This window comes from Leucothrix mucor DSM 2157, from assembly GCF_000419525.1.
Lineage (GTDB): Bacteria > Pseudomonadota > Gammaproteobacteria > Thiotrichales > Thiotrichaceae > Leucothrix > Leucothrix mucor.
In genome coordinates this window covers 3,449,636-3,466,118 of record NZ_ATTE01000001.1, presented here as the reverse complement: position 1 = coordinate 3,466,118, position 16,483 = coordinate 3,449,636, and the positions used below count along the sequence as shown (strand labels likewise).

At 50.4% G+C, this 16,483-nt stretch carries 16 protein-coding genes; 8 read left to right on the top strand and 8 right to left on the bottom strand.

Features of this window, described 5'->3' with window-relative positions:
- Nucleotides 1-213 precede the first annotated feature (213 nt).
- A complete protein-coding gene (locus LEUMU_RS0115880) occupies nucleotides 214-657 on the top strand; it encodes a YtoQ family protein (protein WP_022953281.1) in 444 nt (147 codons plus the stop codon).
- Nucleotides 658-728: 71 nt separating this feature from the next.
- Here LEUMU_RS0115880 and hutH read toward each other — a convergent pair whose 3' ends face one another.
- Nucleotides 729-2,267, bottom strand: coding sequence for a histidine ammonia-lyase (hutH, locus tag LEUMU_RS0115875; protein ID WP_022953280.1), 1,539 nt, complete (start codon nucleotides 2,265-2,267; stop codon nucleotides 729-731).
- Nucleotides 2,268-2,270: 3 nt separating this feature from the next.
- On the bottom strand, nucleotides 2,271-3,629 hold the full coding sequence (locus LEUMU_RS26420) for a formimidoylglutamate deiminase (protein ID WP_022953279.1): 1,359 nt from the start codon (nucleotides 3,627-3,629) through the stop codon (nucleotides 2,271-2,273).
- A 110-nt stretch (nucleotides 3,630-3,739) separates the two neighbouring features.
- On the opposite strand from LEUMU_RS26420, the gene hutI reads away from it, so the two are divergent.
- From hutI to def, 5 genes are all read left to right on the top strand, one after another.
- Entirely contained in the window at nucleotides 3,740-4,972 is a 1,233-nt protein-coding gene (hutI, locus tag LEUMU_RS0115865) for an imidazolonepropionase (RefSeq protein WP_022953278.1), read from the top strand.
- Nucleotides 4,969-5,709 carry a histidine utilization transcriptional repressor HutC gene (gene hutC, locus LEUMU_RS0115860; RefSeq protein ID WP_022953277.1) on the top strand — a complete coding sequence of 247 codons (741 nt, stop codon included), beginning with the start codon at nucleotides 4,969-4,971 and terminating at the stop codon, nucleotides 5,707-5,709. The genes hutI and hutC overlap by 4 nt, the downstream gene beginning before the upstream one ends.
- 11 nt (nucleotides 5,710-5,720) lie before the next feature.
- Nucleotides 5,721-6,527: a phytanoyl-CoA dioxygenase family protein gene (locus LEUMU_RS0115855; RefSeq protein ID WP_022953276.1), complete on the top strand. Its 807-nt coding sequence runs from the start codon at nucleotides 5,721-5,723 to the stop codon at nucleotides 6,525-6,527.
- A gap of 81 nt (nucleotides 6,528-6,608) precedes the next feature.
- Nucleotides 6,609-8,285 (top strand): urocanate hydratase, encoded by a 1,677-nt coding sequence (gene hutU, locus LEUMU_RS0115850; RefSeq protein ID WP_022953275.1) that lies wholly within the window; start codon nucleotides 6,609-6,611, stop codon nucleotides 8,283-8,285.
- A gap of 97 nt (nucleotides 8,286-8,382) precedes the next feature.
- A complete protein-coding gene (gene def, locus LEUMU_RS0115845; protein WP_022953274.1) occupies nucleotides 8,383-8,958 on the top strand; it encodes a peptide deformylase in 576 nt (191 codons plus the stop codon).
- Nucleotides 8,959-9,000: 42 nt separating this feature from the next.
- Here the strand turns inward: def and LEUMU_RS0115840 are convergent, their stop codons facing one another.
- The 4 genes from LEUMU_RS0115840 to hmpA form a co-directional block, all read right to left on the bottom strand.
- The gene (locus LEUMU_RS0115840; RefSeq protein WP_022953273.1) at nucleotides 9,001-9,888 is read right to left on the bottom strand and encodes a LysR family transcriptional regulator; all 888 of its coding nucleotides are present in this window, start codon (nucleotides 9,886-9,888) and stop codon (nucleotides 9,001-9,003) included.
- 48 nt (nucleotides 9,889-9,936) lie between these two features.
- Nucleotides 9,937-10,701, bottom strand: a complete 765-nt coding sequence (locus tag LEUMU_RS28170) for a class I SAM-dependent methyltransferase (protein WP_022953272.1) — start codon at nucleotides 10,699-10,701, stop codon at nucleotides 9,937-9,939.
- 111 nt (nucleotides 10,702-10,812) lie between these two features.
- Nucleotides 10,813-11,295 (bottom strand): GNAT family N-acetyltransferase, encoded by a 483-nt coding sequence (locus LEUMU_RS0115830; protein WP_022953271.1) that lies wholly within the window; start codon nucleotides 11,293-11,295, stop codon nucleotides 10,813-10,815.
- Between the two features lie 134 nt (nucleotides 11,296-11,429).
- Nucleotides 11,430-12,629, bottom strand: coding sequence for an NO-inducible flavohemoprotein (gene hmpA, locus LEUMU_RS0115825; RefSeq protein ID WP_022953270.1), 1,200 nt, complete (start codon nucleotides 12,627-12,629; stop codon nucleotides 11,430-11,432).
- Nucleotides 12,630-12,951: 322 nt separating this feature from the next.
- Here hmpA and norR point away from each other — a divergent pair, with 322 nt between their 5' ends.
- Together norR and LEUMU_RS0115815 are read left to right on the top strand one after the other, a co-directional pair.
- Nucleotides 12,952-14,517 (top strand): nitric oxide reductase transcriptional regulator NorR, encoded by a 1,566-nt coding sequence (gene norR / locus LEUMU_RS0115820; protein ID WP_022953269.1) that lies wholly within the window; start codon nucleotides 12,952-12,954, stop codon nucleotides 14,515-14,517.
- A 250-nt stretch (nucleotides 14,518-14,767) separates the two neighbouring features.
- A complete protein-coding gene (locus tag LEUMU_RS0115815; protein ID WP_022953268.1) occupies nucleotides 14,768-15,295 on the top strand; it encodes a hypothetical protein in 528 nt (175 codons plus the stop codon).
- Nucleotides 15,296-15,360: 65 nt separating this feature from the next.
- Here LEUMU_RS0115815 and LEUMU_RS0115810 read toward each other — a convergent pair whose 3' ends face one another.
- Together LEUMU_RS0115810 and LEUMU_RS0115805 are read right to left on the bottom strand one after the other, a co-directional pair.
- Nucleotides 15,361-15,927 (bottom strand): sigma-70 family RNA polymerase sigma factor, encoded by a 567-nt coding sequence (locus tag LEUMU_RS0115810; RefSeq protein ID WP_022953267.1) that lies wholly within the window; start codon nucleotides 15,925-15,927, stop codon nucleotides 15,361-15,363.
- Nucleotides 15,927-16,397 (bottom strand): VOC family protein, encoded by a 471-nt coding sequence (locus LEUMU_RS0115805; protein WP_022953266.1) that lies wholly within the window; start codon nucleotides 16,395-16,397, stop codon nucleotides 15,927-15,929. Before LEUMU_RS0115805 ends, LEUMU_RS0115810 begins: the two co-directional genes overlap by 1 nt.
- Nucleotides 16,398-16,483: the final 86 nt, after the last annotated feature.

Sequence of the window (16,483 nt, the reverse complement as noted above, 5' to 3'; positions counted from 1 at the left end):
GCTTAATTTATGCACTAATTATAGTTATTTATAAATGTGCTTGATTGATCAGAGAGGGGCGTTTGAAAGTACTTGATAGGATAATTACTACCTCGGCATACCAGGAATAGGCACCTAATGTAGCAATGCGTTATCATGGCCCCATCCAATAACGACAGGCTACTTCTGAGCTAAATAGGTAGCCCTGTCAGCATCTATCAAACAGGTAACAAAATGAAATTAAACGTTTATCTTTCCGGCGAAATTCACACAGACTGGCGCACCCAAATCATCGACGGTTGTAAAAGCTTAGGGCTGGATATTACTTTCACTTCAGCCGTCACCAACCATGAAGCAAGCGATGCCGCTGGTGACTGCTTGGGCGAAGAGACCGACTCCTTTTGGCGCGATCACAAATCTGCAAAAGTGAATGCTCTGCGAATCAAAACATCAATTGAAAAATGCGACCTTGCCGTGATTCGTTTCGGGTCTAAATACAAGCAGTGGAATGCTGCTTTCGATGCGGGCTACTGCGCTGCATTAGGCAAGCCATACATCACCTTGCATGATGAGTCGATCGTGCATCCTTTAAAAGAAGTGGATGGTGCCGCACAGGCATGGGCGACTACACCACAGCAAGTGGTCGAAATTTTGCAGTATTCACTCTCAGAATCTTAAGCGACTAGCGGAGCACTGGCTCATATTGTTAGTGCTCCGATTGCTCTGAAGGGAGGGGTTACTCCGTCATATTAAATGGTATCGGCAATATAATCATTTGCCCAGTCACCAAACGTATTGGCTTGAATCAGCTCGGAAATTGCTTCCAGATCCGGTTGAAAATAACGATCGTGATCCCAGTAAGCCGCCACCGAGCGCACATCTGACCAATAACCTTCGAGTACATCATTCGACTTTAAGGGCCGACGCAATTCAATCCCTTGGCAAGCGGCTAGCAACTCAATCGCGACCACATAACGCGTATTCAAATTCATATCGGTTAAGCGCCGCGCGGCAAAGGTCGCCATGCTGACATGATCTTCCTGATTGGCGGAGGTTGGCAGGCTATCGACGCTGGCTGGGTGCGCGAGGCTTTTATTCTCGCTGGCCAATGCCGCTGCCGTGACTTGTGCAATCATAAAGCCGCTATTTACGCCCGCATCTTTCACCAAAAAGGGTGGCAATGCGCTCATATTGGCATCAAGCAATAAGGCCATGCGGCGCTCCGATAAGGCTCCAATTTCAGCAATCGCTAGTGCAATATTATCTGCGGCAAAAGCAATCGGCTCGGCATGGAAATTACCGCCGGATAAAATGTCGCCTTCTTCGGTAAAGATCAGCGGGTTATCCGACACCGCATTGGCTTCGATTTCAATAATGCGGGCTGCGTTCTTTAGCTGATCTAAGCAAGCGCCCATTACCTGCGGCTGACAACGGAGCGAGTAGGGGTCTTGCACCTTGTCACACTTGGCGTGTGAGTTAGCAATTTCACTGTCTTCGCTACTTTGGAGTAGCTCACGATAGACCCGCGCCGCTTCGATCTGGCCATGTTGTCCACGCACTGCCTGAATGCGTGGGTCAAACGGAACGCGACTGCCCAATGCCGCTTCAACTGTTAAACTCCCCGCAACAAAGGCGCTATTGATATTTTGCTCCGCTTCAAACAAGCCTTTCATTGCCAAAGCAGTAGAAACCTGCGTGCCATTGAGCAGGGCTAAGCCTTCTTTAGCCGCTAACTTTAAAGGCTGCAAACCGGCTTTCTCAAAAGCGGTTGCGCTATCCATTAACTCGCCTTCGTAATACACCTTACCTTCGCCAATCACTGGTAAACTCAGGTGAGCCAAGGGTGCGAGATCGCCCGATGCACCGACCGAACCTTTCTCCGGAATTGCCGGAAAAACCCCCTTATTCAGCATCGCCACCAATAGCTCCAACACTTCACGACGGATACCCGATACGCCACGCGATAAGCCATTAATCTTCAGCAGCAAAATCAACCGCACCACATCATTCGGCAGGTATTTACCGACGCCAGTGGCATGCGACAGGATTAGATTATGTTGCAGCGTACTGAGTAATTCTTCCTCAATATGCTTGGATGCCAGCAAGCCAAATCCAGTGTTCACGCCATAAACAATATCACCGCCATCGACCTTAGAGCGTACCAATGCCTGCGCTTTTTCAATTTGCGCCCAGGTCGCGTCATCAATCGACAAGCTAACACCGTTGAAATACATGTCGCGCAGCTCAGCTAAGGTCTGCTCGCCCGGTTTGAGTGTGAATGCAGTCATGAATCAGTTCCTTAAGGTTTTTAACGTTGATTTGAAACGGTCGGCGATCGCGGCTTCTTGCGCATGATGCCCACCCTGAATGACGTGTTTACCACCGACACATACATCGCGAACGGCATTACTGTTACCGGAGAAAATCCAGCTATCGAGCAACTCATCACCACTGCGCTCGCACAGCAGAGGGTGGTTGGTATCTAGCACAATAAAGTCCGCGCGCTTGCCGACGGCGATGGCTCCACTGTTATGGCCACAAGCCTGCGCACCACCGGCCACGGCTTTATCAAATATCGTGCGGCCTGTGCTGCGTTCATAGCCACCGGCCAGCACATTGCGTGAGCGATGCAGCAGGCGTTGGCCGTATTCCAACCAACGCAACTCTTCGCTGGGCGATACTGAGATATGGCTATCCGAGCCAATCCCGAATTGTCCGCCAGCCTTGAGGTACTCAACGGCATTAAAAAAGCCATCACCCAAATTGCCTTCGGTGGCAGGGCAAATACCGACGACTGCGCCACTGCCTGCCACCGCGCGCGTTTCGCTCTCGCTCATGTGCGTGGCATGGATCAGGCACCAGTGTTGATCGACCTTGAAGTTATCCAGCAAATACTCCACAGGCCGCAAGCCACTCCAGGCAATACAGTCGTTCACCTCTTTAGTTTGTTCCGCGATGTGGATGTGCACGGGTAGGGCGCTGTCTTTTTGTAATGAGGCCAAGATGGTGCTGAGACCTTGTTTGCCCACCGCCCGTAATGAATGCGCCGCCATACCAGTCACCACATTCGCATCATTCGCCGAGGCGTGTTGTAGCTCCTCGACGATGCGCAAAAACAGCTCAGGATCATTCGCAAAACGCTGTTGCTGTTGGCCTAATGGCTGCTCACCAAAGCCACCAAACTGATAATGCACTGGCAAATTCGTCATGCCGAGACCAGTCTCGCGCGCGGCTTGCAAAGTTTGTAGCGACATCTCCGCAGGGTTGTCGTAGTGCTGGCCACTGGGTTGATGGTGTAAATATTGAAACTCGGCAACGCGGGTATAGCCGGATTTAAGCATCTCCACATAGAGCTGAGCGGCGATGGCGTGTAACTGTTCGGGCTGAATCGCTTGCAGAAATTGATACATGATCTTACGCCAAGTCCAAAAGCTGTCATCCGTACTACCGGCGCGCTCGGCCAAGCCAGCCATCGCACGTTGATGGGCATGAGAATGCAGATTGGCCATGCCGGGTAGTAGGCATCCCGAATTAGCGCCAGCGATATCCGTTTCTATCTTTGAGACCGTGCCAGCGGCGTCGATACTGATGCGAACATTCTCAGCCCAGCCGGTTGAGAGTAGTGCGTGTGTGACATGTAGAGTATTCATTCGAAGGTCCACCGTGCGTCGTTGATAGAGGAAAGTATAGGTATATAGACTTGTATATACAAGTATGATTTAATAGATCATCGTTCAATATCCAACACTGGTATTTTTCTATGTTCCCAACCATGCCTATCGACCTGCTCTGGGTGAATGCCAATCTCGCGACCATGGTTGATGGCGATGTGCCTTATGGGCTCATCGAGCATGCAGCGATTGCTATTCATCAGGGCCAGACCGTATGGCTGGGCACGATGAGCGAACTACCGACCGATTACCCGCAGCAATGCACCACCATCCACGATTGCCACGGCCAGCTCGTCACGCCAGGTTTAGTCGATTGCCATACACATTTAGTGCATGGTGGTAATCGTGCCAAAGAATTTGAGATGCGTTTAAACGGTGCCAGTTATGAAGCGATTGCCAAGGCTGGCGGCGGCATTGTGTCAACCGTTGCCGCAACTCGCCAAGCATCCGAGTCAGCACTCTACGCACAGTCCGCCCCAAGGCTGGAAGCGATGATGGCCGAAGGCGCAACCACTGTTGAGATCAAATCCGGCTACGGCTTGAATCTTGATGATGAGCTGAAAATGCTCCGCATTGCCCGCCAATTGGGTCGGGACTATCCGGTGAATATCGTCACCACTTTTTTAGGCGCACATGCTTTACCGGTTGAATATGCTGGTCGTAGCGATGACTACATTGATTATCTCTGCACCACTGTATTACCCGCAGTAGCGAAAGAGCAGCTAGCCGATCATGTCGATGCTTTTTGCGAAGGCATTGCGTTTAGCCCTGAGCAAGTGGCTCGCGTATTTGCGGTCGCTCAGCAGTATGGTTTGCCGCTTAAGCTACATGCCGAGCAGCTTAGCGATTTAAAGGGTGCAGTTATAGCTGCCAAGCAGGGTGCGATTTCGGTAGATCACTTGGAATACCTTAGCGATGAGGATGTACCAGTACTGGCCAAAAACAATACCGTGGCAGTGTTATTGCCGGGCGCATTTTACTATCTACGTGAAACCAAACTACCGCCGATTGCTGCACTTCGAGAGCATGGCGTTGCGATGGCATTAGCCACTGACTGCAACCCCGGAAGCTCGCCGATTAGCTCATTACCATTAGTGATGAATATGGCCTGTACCTTGTTTCGGATGACGCCCGAAGAAGCGTTAGCGGGTGTAACTCGCCATGCTGCAAAGGCGCTGGCTCTGCAAGATAAAATCGGTACTTTAGCCGTCGGCAAACAGGCTGATTTGGTGTGTTGGCAAGCGCAAGAGCCAGCGGAATTAAGTTACCGAATCGGTGGTGTAGAATGCCAGTCCGTTCTATTTAATGGAGTACCGCGATGAGCGCGACTTTAGCCTTGGCAGACTTGCAGGATGACGCCAGTTTGCCAATGTACCAACGCATTAAAAATGCCATTCAAGATAAAGTTCGGCAGGGCGAGTGGCCGCCGGGTACGCAGATTCCTTCGGAGAATCAGCTGGCGGCAGACTTGAATGTAAGCCGGATGACGATTAATCGTCCGTTTCGTGAGCTAACTGCCGAAGGGATACTCAAGCGTGTGCATGGCTTAGGCACCTTTGTCGCTGAGCCTCCGCAACATGCCAGCTTGCTGGAACTGCGCTCGATTGCCGAAGAAATTACCGCGCAAGGCAAAAAGCACCGCGCCGAAGTGTTACTACTGGAAGTTATACCCGCGACCGTGAATGTGGCGCAGCGCTTAGGCGTTCAAGCCGGTGAGCAGCTGTTTCATATCGTGGTGACACACTTTCAGGATGAGGTGCCGATTCAGGTGGAAGACCGCTATGTGAATCCCGCCTTAGTGCCAAATTTTATGCAGGTTGATTTCACCCAAACCACACCGACCGAATACCTTGTGAGCCAAATCAAGCCGGATGAAATGGAGCACATTGTGCAAGCCATTATGCCCGATGCTGTGCTGATGTCGCGTTTGGTGATTCCTGAATATGAGCCTTGTTTACGGCTGTCACGGCGCACATGGAAAGACAACACCGTGGTGACCAGCGTCTACCTCACATACCCAAGCAGCCGTTATGAACTTAGCGCACGTTACAAACCTTAGGAGAGTTGGCTATGAATAAACTAGGTATTCCCGAGATTGATCCGCAGCTGCTTAGCGACTTTCAGCGTGATGGTGCTGTGCATTTATCCGGCGTATTTAAGGACTGGTTGCCCGTGTTGGAGCGTGGCGTGGAGTTTAATATCCAGCACCCCAATGAGAGTGCCTTAACCCATAAAGCCGAGGGGCATGATGGCCTGTTTCTGGAAGACTTTTGCAGTTGGCAGCGCATTCCTGAGTATGAGGACTTTATCCGACGCTCGCCTATGGCCGCGATTGCGGCGCAGTTAATGCAGTCCAATAGTGTGCAGTTCTTCCATGATCATTTGCTTTATAAAGAAGCCAGCTCTGGCGTGGCGACACCGTGGCATCAGGATATTCCGTTTTATTGCGTCGGTGGCACACAAACCGTGAGTTTCTGGATTCCACTGGAAGCGCGGGAGCAAAAAGTGTCGTTACGCTGTGCGGCGGGCAGTCACTTATTAGATAAAGAAATCCGTCCGACTAGCTGGGCAACTAATGAAAGTTTTTATGTCGATGATAGCCAGTTTATGGATATTCCCGATATTGACAACAGTGACTATGAAGTACGCGAATGGGCGATGCAGCCGGGTGATGCGGTCGCCTTTGACTTCCGCACAATTCATGGCGCGAATGCGAATACGGTAGCGTCCCGTAGCCGTACAGTGTCTTTCAGAATGGTGGGTGATGATGCGCGCTATCGACAGCGTGGCGGGCGTACCTCGCCTAATTTTCCGGACATTAATCAGCAAACTGGCGAACGTTTACGAACCGACTGGTTTCCGATTATCCATTCGTAACGAATTGAGCGATGTGGCACGACTAACTTACCCGTGAACACCGCTCAATTTTTTGTTAAATCTTTTTAGCAGGATAAAATCATGACTAAGATGACTCGTCGGGACACCTCCCGCACCATTCGCTCGCCTCGTGGCAGTGAACTCAATTGCAAGAGCTGGCTCACCGAAGCGCCGTATCGCATGATTCAAAATAACCTTGATGCTGAAGTGGCCGAGCGCCCGGAAGATTTAGTGGTATACGGCGGGATTGGGCGTGCTGCGCGCAACTGGGAAAGTTACGATAAAATCTTAGAAACGCTGAAGACCTTAGAAGATGACGAAAGCTTGTGCATACAGTCGGGTAAGCCGGTTGGCGTGTTTAAAACCCATAAAGATGCCCCGCGCGTATTAATCGCAAATTCTAACTTAGTGCCCGCTTGGTCAACCTGGGAACACTTCAATGAGTTAGATAAAAAAGACCTGATGATGTACGGCCAAATGACCGCAGGTAGCTGGATTTACATTGGCTCGCAAGGCATCGTGCAAGGCACTTACGAGACCTTTGTAGAAGCCGCCCGCCAGCACTTTGATGGCAATGCGCAAGGCAAATGGATTCTCACCGCAGGCTTGGGGGGCATGGGTGGGGCGCAGCCACTAGCGGCGACCATGGCTGGCTTCTCAATGATCGCAATTGAATGTGACCAGACCCGCATCGACTTCCGCATTGGCAACCGTTATTTAGATACCAGTGCGCCAACCATTGAAGCGGCAATACAGCTGATTGATGAAGCGCATGCCGCAGGCAAAGCACTCTCAGTGGGCGTATTGGGTAATGCGGCAGAGCTATTGCCCGAGATGGTCAAGCAAGGCATTAAGCCGGACTTGGTGACCGACCAGACTTCCGCACATGACCCAGTCAATGGTTACTTGCCCTCAGGTTGGAGTGTTGAACAATGGCGCGAACAAGCTGACAGTAATCCCGATGCGGTTGCGGAAGCCGCGCGTGACTCGATGGCGGTACATGTACAAGCTATGTTGGATTTCCATGCGCAAGGCATTCCAACGGTGGATTATGGGAACAATATCCGTCAGGAAGCGAAAGACCGTGGCGTGGTGAATGCCTTTGATTTCCCAGGCTTTGTGCCTGCGTATATTCGTCCTTTATTCTGCCGTGGTGTTGGGCCATTCCGTTGGGTAGCATTATCCGGTGACCCTGAAGATATTCGTAAAACCGATGCCAAGGTTAAAGAGCTGATTCCCGATGATCCACACCTGCATAACTGGCTGGACATGGCGCATGAGCGTATCGACTTTCAGGGCCTACCTGCACGCATCTGCTGGATTGGTTTAGGTGATCGCGACCGCATTGGTTTGGCGTTTAATGAGATGGTGAAATCTGGCGAGTTAAAAGCACCGGTGGTGATTGGTCGTGACCATTTGGACTCCGGCTCGGTCGCCAGCCCTAACCGCGAAACCGAAGCGATGATGGATGGCTCGGATGCCGTATCGGATTGGGCCTTATTAAACCTGATGTTAAGTACTTCCGGCGGCGCAACATGGGTCTCTTTCCATCATGGTGGTGGCGTGGGGATGGGCTACTCACAACATGCCGGATTGGTGATTTGTTGTGATGGTACCGATGAAGCTGCCGCGCGAATTAAGCGTGTGCTGTGGAATGATCCAGCTGTGGGCGTCATGCGCCATGCCGATGCTGGTTATGAAATCGCTAAGCAATGTGCGCGTGAGTTTGGTTTGAATTTACCGGCGATTGAGTTGTAAATTGGTCATTATTGCGGGGTAGGTTTGCCACATGAGCCTGCCCTTATCTAGCTGACTTACACATATTCATAGTTGGTTCTAAAGGGAGTAATACATCATGGCAATCAGGGATATTCTGCAAATTGGCCACCCAGTGCTCGCGGCGCGCGCGGCAGACGTGGAGCTTGCCAATATTCAAACGCCAGAGGTACAAGGCTGGATTGATGACCTGATTGATACCATGCGCGATGCCAATGGTGCAGGTATTGCGGCGAATCAGGTGGGGATTCCTTATCGCTTGTTTGTGATTGAGGTTGGGGATAATCCGCGCTATCCCTATAAGCCGAAAATCCCTTTAACAGTGGTGATTAATCCTGAGATTCGCTTTTTAAGTGATGAAACCTTTGTCTCGAATGAAGGCTGTTTATCCGTGCCGCAAATGCGTGGGAATGTTGATCGACATGTGGAAATTGCCGTGTCGTATTACGACCGCGAGGGGCAGCATCATGAGGAAGTCATCCGCGGTTATTCTGCCTGTACTTGGCAGCATGAATATGATCATTTGGATGGAATTTTATTTCCGCATCGGGTAACGGATAAGCAATCGTTTTGCTCTTGGCAGATCTTTCAGGAGTTTCAACAGGCGAGCTACGCGGAGCACGTTAAAGGGCTGGTGCAGCGCTGGGGAAGCTAGTTGGAAACAGTGAGCTAAAGCAGGCCTATTCAAAGCCACGCATTAGTCAAAATGCTGCAGCACATATTCAATAAAAAGCCTTACTCGCAGCGGCATATTATCCCGATCGCGATATAGCATATAGAGCGTAAGATCCTTGCTGCGCCATTCTGGCAGTATGTGTTTTACTTTGCCCAGCTCAATCATCGGCATCGCTAGGTAGTCGGGCAAGTAGCTTATGCCGAGGCCAATTTGAGTAGCATTCATCACCGTTTCGATTTCATCCACTTCTAAGCGCACCGACTGCGTTGGGTGATAGTCAAAGGCTTCGCCGCTAGTTTGATTTACCAAGTGCCAAGGGATCATCGGAAAGCTGATAATTGTCGAGTGATCAGATAACTGCTGCGGATGAGTGATGCTGTCGTTGGGGTAATCTGGGTGGCAGCACAAGAGGTTGTGCGTGTACTTTAGCGGGCGAACAATCCACTCATCAACAGCAGGATGGCCCATGCGAAAAGCCACATCAATGCCTTCTGCTTCGATATCAATGAGCGAGTTTGAAAAGCGCAAATCCAATTGAATTTCTGGGTGCTCTAATAAGAAATCATAAAAGATAGAACGTAGAAAGTGTTTGCCGGAATAGATCGGTGCGGTGATGCGAATCTTGCCCTTGGGCTGATGCTTCTCTTTATGTAAGTCCTGATCGATGTCATTAAGCTCATCAAACAAAGCATTGGAGCGCTCGAAATATTGCTCGCCGGTATGCGTTAATGACACGCGATGGGCGTCTCGGTTGAGTAGGCGCAGTTGGAGATCTTGCTCTAATTGACGAATTCGCCGGCTTAGGGTGGAGAGCGGCATCTCTAAGCTCTTGGCTGCCTCTTTAAAACTGCCGAGTTTGGCCACTGCGCAAAAGCAGCGTAGATCATCTAATGAGTAGTTGGGTTTCATGAGGGCAGTATAAGCAAGATTTAGTGCGATAGCGCGGGGAAGTGCGCGCTACTTAAACGCCATATAAGCATCAATAAATGAAGCCTCTTTGAGCGGGGACTTTTCTACCCGCTCAAAGCCCACCGTTAACAGCAATTCAATAAGCTCCTCCTCATCAATGGCATAGGCCTTGGCAACGCTCGTGCTTTGAGTATTTCTCAGCAGATTGGTCGTTAGCTCAGTGGTGGTGCTTATCTGAGTTTCCGGATCATACGCCACTGTTGTTTTACTCTTAAAGGTCATGCTGTCGGTGTCAGAGTTAATCGACGGCTTAGCCGGCATGACTTTTTCAGGCTTCGGTATATCGATGTACAGCAAACCATCCTCGGCGACTTTACTAAACATACCCGCCAGCGACTCACTCATGGCGCTCAGAAAAGATGCACGGCTTATCGGTGCCTCATCGCTATAAACAGCCAAATCCATTAATGAATTTCCCCGACACAATACAGCATCGTAGGTATAAGGCACGCGCTCCGGCAGCGTCTGCCAGCTTGATAAATAGGTGGGAATCGTCAGCTTTTCGGCAAAGCGTTTCGCATTAAAAAAGGCCAGCATCTCGGGGGAGCCATCGGAATAGCTGACGTTTAAGCCTTGGCGTTTAAATTCAAGCGTAGGAAAGCCCGTGCCGCCTGCGCAGTCGAGAATGGTTTTGATGCTGTAAAAGTTGAATAAATCAGCAAGCGCTTGGGCGTAGTTTTCGTCCCATAACTCCCGTGTTTGTACATCCCAGATTTCGGCGAATGCCTGCATGCTGTTGTGTTGGTCGCTCATCCTTGATGCTTCCGGTAATCAGAGAATCACCAGTGTATCTGTATAATTTAGCGGCCACTAGCACAAGCGAGTGGCCGACGATTATATTTTTCGATGGTGCTTATTCAAGTCTTACTCGCAATAACGAATGCCATCGCGTAGCTCTTCAAACATCAGGTAATCCGTTTCCTGCATGCCAAGTGAGCGGTAGGTGGCTTGCGCATTTACATTGTCTTTTTCGACATATAGACGGAAGCCGCACACCGATAAATCCAGCGTGGCCAGTCGCTTAACCTCGTCATACAGCGCCCGATAAATGCCCTGACGGCGGTGTGTATCGACGATGTAAACACTCTGCACCCACCAGATAACGCCATTGCGCCAATCGCTCCACTCGGTGGTAATCATTAGCGAGCCAACAATCTCACCCGCGCTTTCGGCGACCAGATAAAAGCCATGCGCCGGGTTGGCGATCATGGCATTCACCCCCGCGAGAATCACATCGGGCAGGAGCTTTTTGTGCTCGGTTTCAAAGGCCATCAGGCGGTTAAATTCGGCAATGGCAGGGGCGTCGGCTGCGTGTGCTTGGCGAATGGTGAAGTTTGGTGTAGGCATAAGAAGGCGTGTCTTGGTTGCTGATATCGAGGCTAAGAATGCTACACCAAACGCCTCGCGTCGGGCATGACAATTTCGCCATCCAAGCCGTGACGTTGGATGGCGACTGTCAGTGCGGTTTAAGCTAAGCGCGATTACAGGTCTTTATGCGGGCCAAACACTTCGTAGTGAATGCGCTCATTATTAACCCCAAGCTCCAGCAGCTGTTGCTTGGCAAATTGCATAAAAGCAACCGGTCCGCAGAGGTAATAATCCCCCGTGCTGAGCGGTAATTGCTCCTGAATCGCGGCCAGATTTAATAATCCGGCGTGGTGCTCAACCGCTTGTGCAGCCCCATTATTTGCCGTTTCACGCAAGAAGATATGCTGGCGGAATGGGCGCTCTTGCTGGATTTCCTGCAAGCGCTCTGCAAAAGATAACTGCGCTACGTTTTCACAAGCGTGTACATAATGAATCGGGTGGTTGTAGTCCGCCGCGCTCAGTGTCTCCAACATCGCTTGCATCGGTGTTACACCAACTCCGGCAGACACCAATACCACTGGCGCATTGCGATCAACAAAAAAGAAGTCGCCCGCCGGTGGATATAAAATCACCTCATCGCCAACCGCCAGCTCATCGTGCAGGAAGTTAGACACCACACCCGGAATACCTACCGCTTCGCGTTTTACAGAGATGCGGTAGTACTCGCCATTAGCTTTGGTAGACAAAGAGTACTGGCGAATTTCCTGATAGTCGCTGGTGCTCGGCTTTACTTCGATACCGATGTATTGGCCGGGTTTGTAAGTCATGATCGGCAGGCCATCGGCCGGCTTGAAGATTAAGCTTTTCACTAGTTCAGACTCGGCTTTGGTCTCGGTTAATACAAACTTGCGGGCACCAATCCAGCCGCCATTTGCCGCCGCATTCAGTGCATAAAGCTCACCTTCGCGATCAATAAAGATGTTCGCCAACACATTGTACGCTTCGCCCCAGGCCTCTTCGACGGCAGGGGTAAAGGCATCGCCTGCTAACTCGCGCAGCGTCTCAATCAGGTGATGGCCAACAATGCTGTATTGCGCCGGTTGAATATTGAAACTGGTGTGTTTTTGCGCAATGCGCTCGACCGCATCCATCAAGACTTGTGGTGTTTCAATGTGCTTGGCATAGGCGGCAATTGCGTTGAAAAGCGCCACTGGCTGGCCACCGGTTTTCTGGTGACTCATATTGAAAATGTCTTTCAGCTCAGGGTTGTGCTCAAACATGCGCTGATAAAAGTGTTTAGTAATGGCAGGACCCGCGCTTTCTAATAAGGGGATCGTGCTCTTTACGGTATCGATATGTTGCTGGGTTAACATGGCTTCATCCTTAAATGGGGGTAAACAATGTTTTATACATTGCAAAGGGTGTGCCAGTTTTTTATTAGTTTGTAAAACAGTGGTTTAGGTTTTAACTGAGGTGGTTTGTGTCATTTTGACATAGTTTAAAAGTATGTCTATTTGACTCGATAAAGTGTTATTGACATGATTCGCGCTAGTTATCACTGCACAGGCTGCTTCCTCGCTTAACCACTGAGTCATTAAGTGGCCTATACACTTAGCGCATACCTCACCCATGCTTGGCGAGTGAGCGACGGAAGCGGTCACACAGTTAAACGCACAGCAACACAAAGGCACTAGAATGACCAAAGTCTCATCCGCTGCATTAATCAAATTGGCTTTAGGCTTAAGCAATAGCCTGTCTGCCAGCGACCGTTTCGAGCGCTTGCTCAATACCGTGCGCCAAACCATTGAGTGCGATGCGGTGGTCTTGCTGAGAATGCAGGGCGAGCGCCTCAAGCCATTAGCGCATCAGGGTTTAAACTCCGATGTGTTGGGGCGACGCTTTGAAATCGAGGCGCATCCGCGCTTTAAAGTCATTTGTGATTCCACGGTGCCGGTGCGCTTTGCGTCGAATAACCCCTTGCCCGACCCTTACGACGGCATGTTGCTCAGCCATCAGGGGAATCTGCCGGTGCATGCCTGTATGGGCCTGCCATTACTCGCCGATAACCAGTTGATTGGCGTGCTCACGCTGGACAGTATGCAGCCGAATATCTTCGATGAAATCCCTGCTGAAACCTTAGAAATCATCTCTGCCATGTCGGCGGCGACCTTAAAAACGGCGATTCTCATTCAGCAATTGGAGGGCGTTTCCCTACACAATCAGCAGGTGGTGGCGGAGTTAACGCAAGAAGCATTGACCAAAGATGGCGGCGAGCTGATCGGCGATAGCAGCGTGATGCGCAAGCTCAAGCGTGAAATTGATGTGGTGGCGGCCTCGGATTTCTCGGTGCTGATCGAAGGTGAAACTGGCGTGGGTAAAGAGTTAGTCGCGCGCACATTGCACCGGCAATCCAATCGCAAACAAGGCCCGATGGTGTATGTGAACTGCGCCGCCTTATCTGAAAACCTGGTCGAGAGTGAACTGTTTGGGCATGTAAAAGGCGCGTTTACCGGCGCGGATAAAGCACGTGCGGGTAAGTTTAGTCTGGCCAGCGGCGGCACGATTTTTCTGGATGAAGTTGGTGAGCTACCGCTTCAGGCGCAGAGTAAATTATTGCGCGTGTTGCAAAGTCAGGAAATACAGCCAGTCGGGCAAGATCGCGTTGAGCATGTGGATGTGCGAGTGCTGGCTGCGACCAATCGCACGCTAAAAGATGAGGTAGATGCCGGACGATTTAGAGCGGATTTATACCATCGCCTGAGTGTGTATCCGATTGTGGTGCCGCCACTTCGGGAACGACAGGGCGATGTGACTTTATTAGCGGGATACTTTGCCGAACAACTGCGGCGTAAGTTGGGTTTGCAGCAATTGGTGCTGGAGCCTGCCATGCTGGAGCAGCTGAGTGGCTATGATTGGCCGGGTAATATTCGTGAGTTGGAGCACTTGATTGGGCGGGCGGCGCTGCGGGCAAGGGCAGGGGCTAAGTCGGCGATTGTGAGTATTAGCGCGCAGCAATTGGGGCAGCTAACGGCCTCGGATGAAGTGGCTCAGAGCGCACCGGCATTGCCACAAACGCTGAATCATCCGGCGGGACTTAAGGCTTCTACCGAGCAGTTTCAGCGGCAAATTATTGTGCAGGCATTGGAGCAGGCACAGGGCAATTGGTCGGCAGCGGCCAAGGTGTTGGAGGTTGATCGTGCGAACCTTGTGCGCTTGGCTAAGCGGTTGGATATTCGGGTTGAGAAGCGGATTGCTCTATGAAAATGGACAGCACCGTATTACGCTGCGCCTCAGCCCAAAGTACTGAATCGTAGTTGTTATCCATTGTACAATAAAAAATGCCAATGAAATGTGTGTCGATCTGCATGTTCAAATACTGGGTTCATTTGTCACCAACAAACCTATCAACTTTCTGTGTACCTCAGTGAGAAAAATGCTTGGTGGCAAGGTGGAATCATATGTCATGCATTACTAAAGCCATTTGTGACACAGCTAGTTCATAGGAGACAGCATGGTTAATCTGGACGATATAAATACCAAAGAGCTTATTGAGTACTTAAACAAACTTGGATTTGACCAAGAGCGAATATCTGAAATCTTAAAAGATGATGACCCCGAGTACGCAGAGTTTAGAAAGGCATTTTTCTTAATGCTTTGCTACAACAAACAAGCTGTCATTCAACCGATGAAAAGTGGGTGGATGCAAAGAACGGTAGATGCTTATCAAAACAAACCCGACAGAGATGATGGTGAAATACTGGAGCTATGGGATGAGTCCGATGCTGAGTCATACGCTAAGTCACTAGAAAACCTAGCCAACCTAGGCGTTAAAGAACAAGATTTGCATAACATTATTAGGCAGAACCAGCGAAACACGCTTGCTAATGTTATGCAGGCATTAGATGGCACGTTTGGTGGCGACTTTGGGTTATTTGAAACAGAGTATGTCGATGATGAGTCTATCCCCAAACGGCGCATTTTCGACTTACAAGATGACTTTCTGGATTATGACCCGAACACTAAAAAGCCAGATAGGTGAGACGTGTCTATGTTGCTTAGCACTAGTGCGCAGCAGCTGGCTCAGGTCGATAACCGCGCATAAACCTAGCATCCATTTGAGTGTTGCTTAAGATTAAACTCCTCAACGATCCCCGTCTTAGATGACTCAATATGGCAGCAAGTCACCAGTGACTTTTGCAGTAACTTACGACCGCGACTGACGCGACTTTTAATCGCCGACAATGAAACCCCTTCAGCATCGGCCAGTGACTGCATGGTGTGTTGCTCGAAATCCACCGCAATCAACGCATCGCGATAAATAGGCGGCAGCTGATTCACCATTGGCAACAGACAATACGACAGTAGCTGATGTGCCTTGTGATCGTCCACCTCTGATTGCAAATCTTCCGGTAGCTCGGCCGTCGTGCGTTGGCTGCGATAAAAATCAATCACGGTATTTCGGGCAATGGTAAACAGCCAGGCATTCATGCTATTGGGCGTGGCGTTTTGGCTGTTGGCAATCAGCGCCTTTTTAAACACCTCTTGCAGCAAATCTTCCGCATCCGCAGGGTTGTTCACTTTGCTCGCCATCCACCCCAACAAATTGCCACGCATGGTTTGATAGGCATCGGCCAGCGCTTGATTTTCCGGAGTGCATGGCGAGTTAGTCATTAGCAGCAACCGCCTTGTTTAGCGTCGGCTTTCTCGTCAACGTTGCTGGCAGCTGAGGGGACGCAGCAGCTCTGATTGGCTTTAGGAGAGGGTGCGTTAAAGGTCTCGCTTTCCGCCATTGAAATGTACTGCTCCCAAGGAATGCCGGAAGGGTCGACTGCCCAGCTTTTTACGCTGACCGCGTAGCAGCAGGTTTCGGATTCTGGGTCCGGCATGTCGATATTCATAGCGGCATCTGCTTGTTGTTTCAGGATGGCTAACTCTTCTTCAGTCTCTGCCTGAAAACCGAAATGGTTCAAGCCCTGGCCCTGAAGACGCGTGGATATCGCAAAGTTAACACGTGGATCATCCAGCATCCATTTTGCGTAATCATCTTTGACTAAGCTAGGTGCTTGGCCGAAGAGTTTGCTGTAAAAGTCGATGTTGGTGGTGAGGTCATCTACTGCGATGTGTGCATGGAAACGTTTCATGGTTTGCTCCTTTAGGGTTGTTAGATATAAAGACGGAGCAGGTGGGAAAAGGTCGCAGAGTTTTATGGGGTAGATATCCGCATCAC

Coding starts and splice junctions, on each gene's coding strand:
- LEUMU_RS0115810 (WP_022953267.1), bottom strand. CDS start 15,927: ATGACTAACTCGCCATGCACTCCGGAAAATCAAGCGCTGGCCGATGCC.
- hmpA (WP_022953270.1), bottom strand. CDS start 12,629: ATGTTAACCCAGCAACATATCGATACCGTAAAGAGCACGATCCCCTTA.
- LEUMU_RS28170 (WP_022953272.1), bottom strand. CDS start 10,701: ATGAGCGACCAACACAACAGCATGCAGGCATTCGCCGAAATCTGGGAT.
- norR (WP_022953269.1), top strand. CDS start 12,952: ATGACCAAAGTCTCATCCGCTGCATTAATCAAATTGGCTTTAGGCTTA.
- def (WP_022953274.1), top strand. CDS start 8,383: ATGGCAATCAGGGATATTCTGCAAATTGGCCACCCAGTGCTCGCGGCG.
- LEUMU_RS0115815 (WP_022953268.1), top strand. CDS start 14,768: ATGGTTAATCTGGACGATATAAATACCAAAGAGCTTATTGAGTACTTA.
- LEUMU_RS0115840 (WP_022953273.1), bottom strand. CDS start 9,888: ATGAAACCCAACTACTCATTAGATGATCTACGCTGCTTTTGCGCAGTG.
- hutH (WP_022953280.1), bottom strand. CDS start 2,267: ATGACTGCATTCACACTCAAACCGGGCGAGCAGACCTTAGCTGAGCTG.
- LEUMU_RS0115855 (WP_022953276.1), top strand. CDS start 5,721: ATGAATAAACTAGGTATTCCCGAGATTGATCCGCAGCTGCTTAGCGAC.
- hutI (WP_022953278.1), top strand. CDS start 3,740: ATGTTCCCAACCATGCCTATCGACCTGCTCTGGGTGAATGCCAATCTC.
- LEUMU_RS0115880 (WP_022953281.1), top strand. CDS start 214: ATGAAATTAAACGTTTATCTTTCCGGCGAAATTCACACAGACTGGCGC.
- LEUMU_RS0115830 (WP_022953271.1), bottom strand. CDS start 11,295: ATGCCTACACCAAACTTCACCATTCGCCAAGCACACGCAGCCGACGCC.
- LEUMU_RS0115805 (WP_022953266.1), bottom strand. CDS start 16,397: ATGAAACGTTTCCATGCACACATCGCAGTAGATGACCTCACCACCAAC.
- hutU (WP_022953275.1), top strand. CDS start 6,609: ATGACTAAGATGACTCGTCGGGACACCTCCCGCACCATTCGCTCGCCT.
- hutC (WP_022953277.1), top strand. CDS start 4,969: ATGAGCGCGACTTTAGCCTTGGCAGACTTGCAGGATGACGCCAGTTTG.
- LEUMU_RS26420 (WP_022953279.1), bottom strand. CDS start 3,629: ATGAATACTCTACATGTCACACACGCACTACTCTCAACCGGCTGGGCT.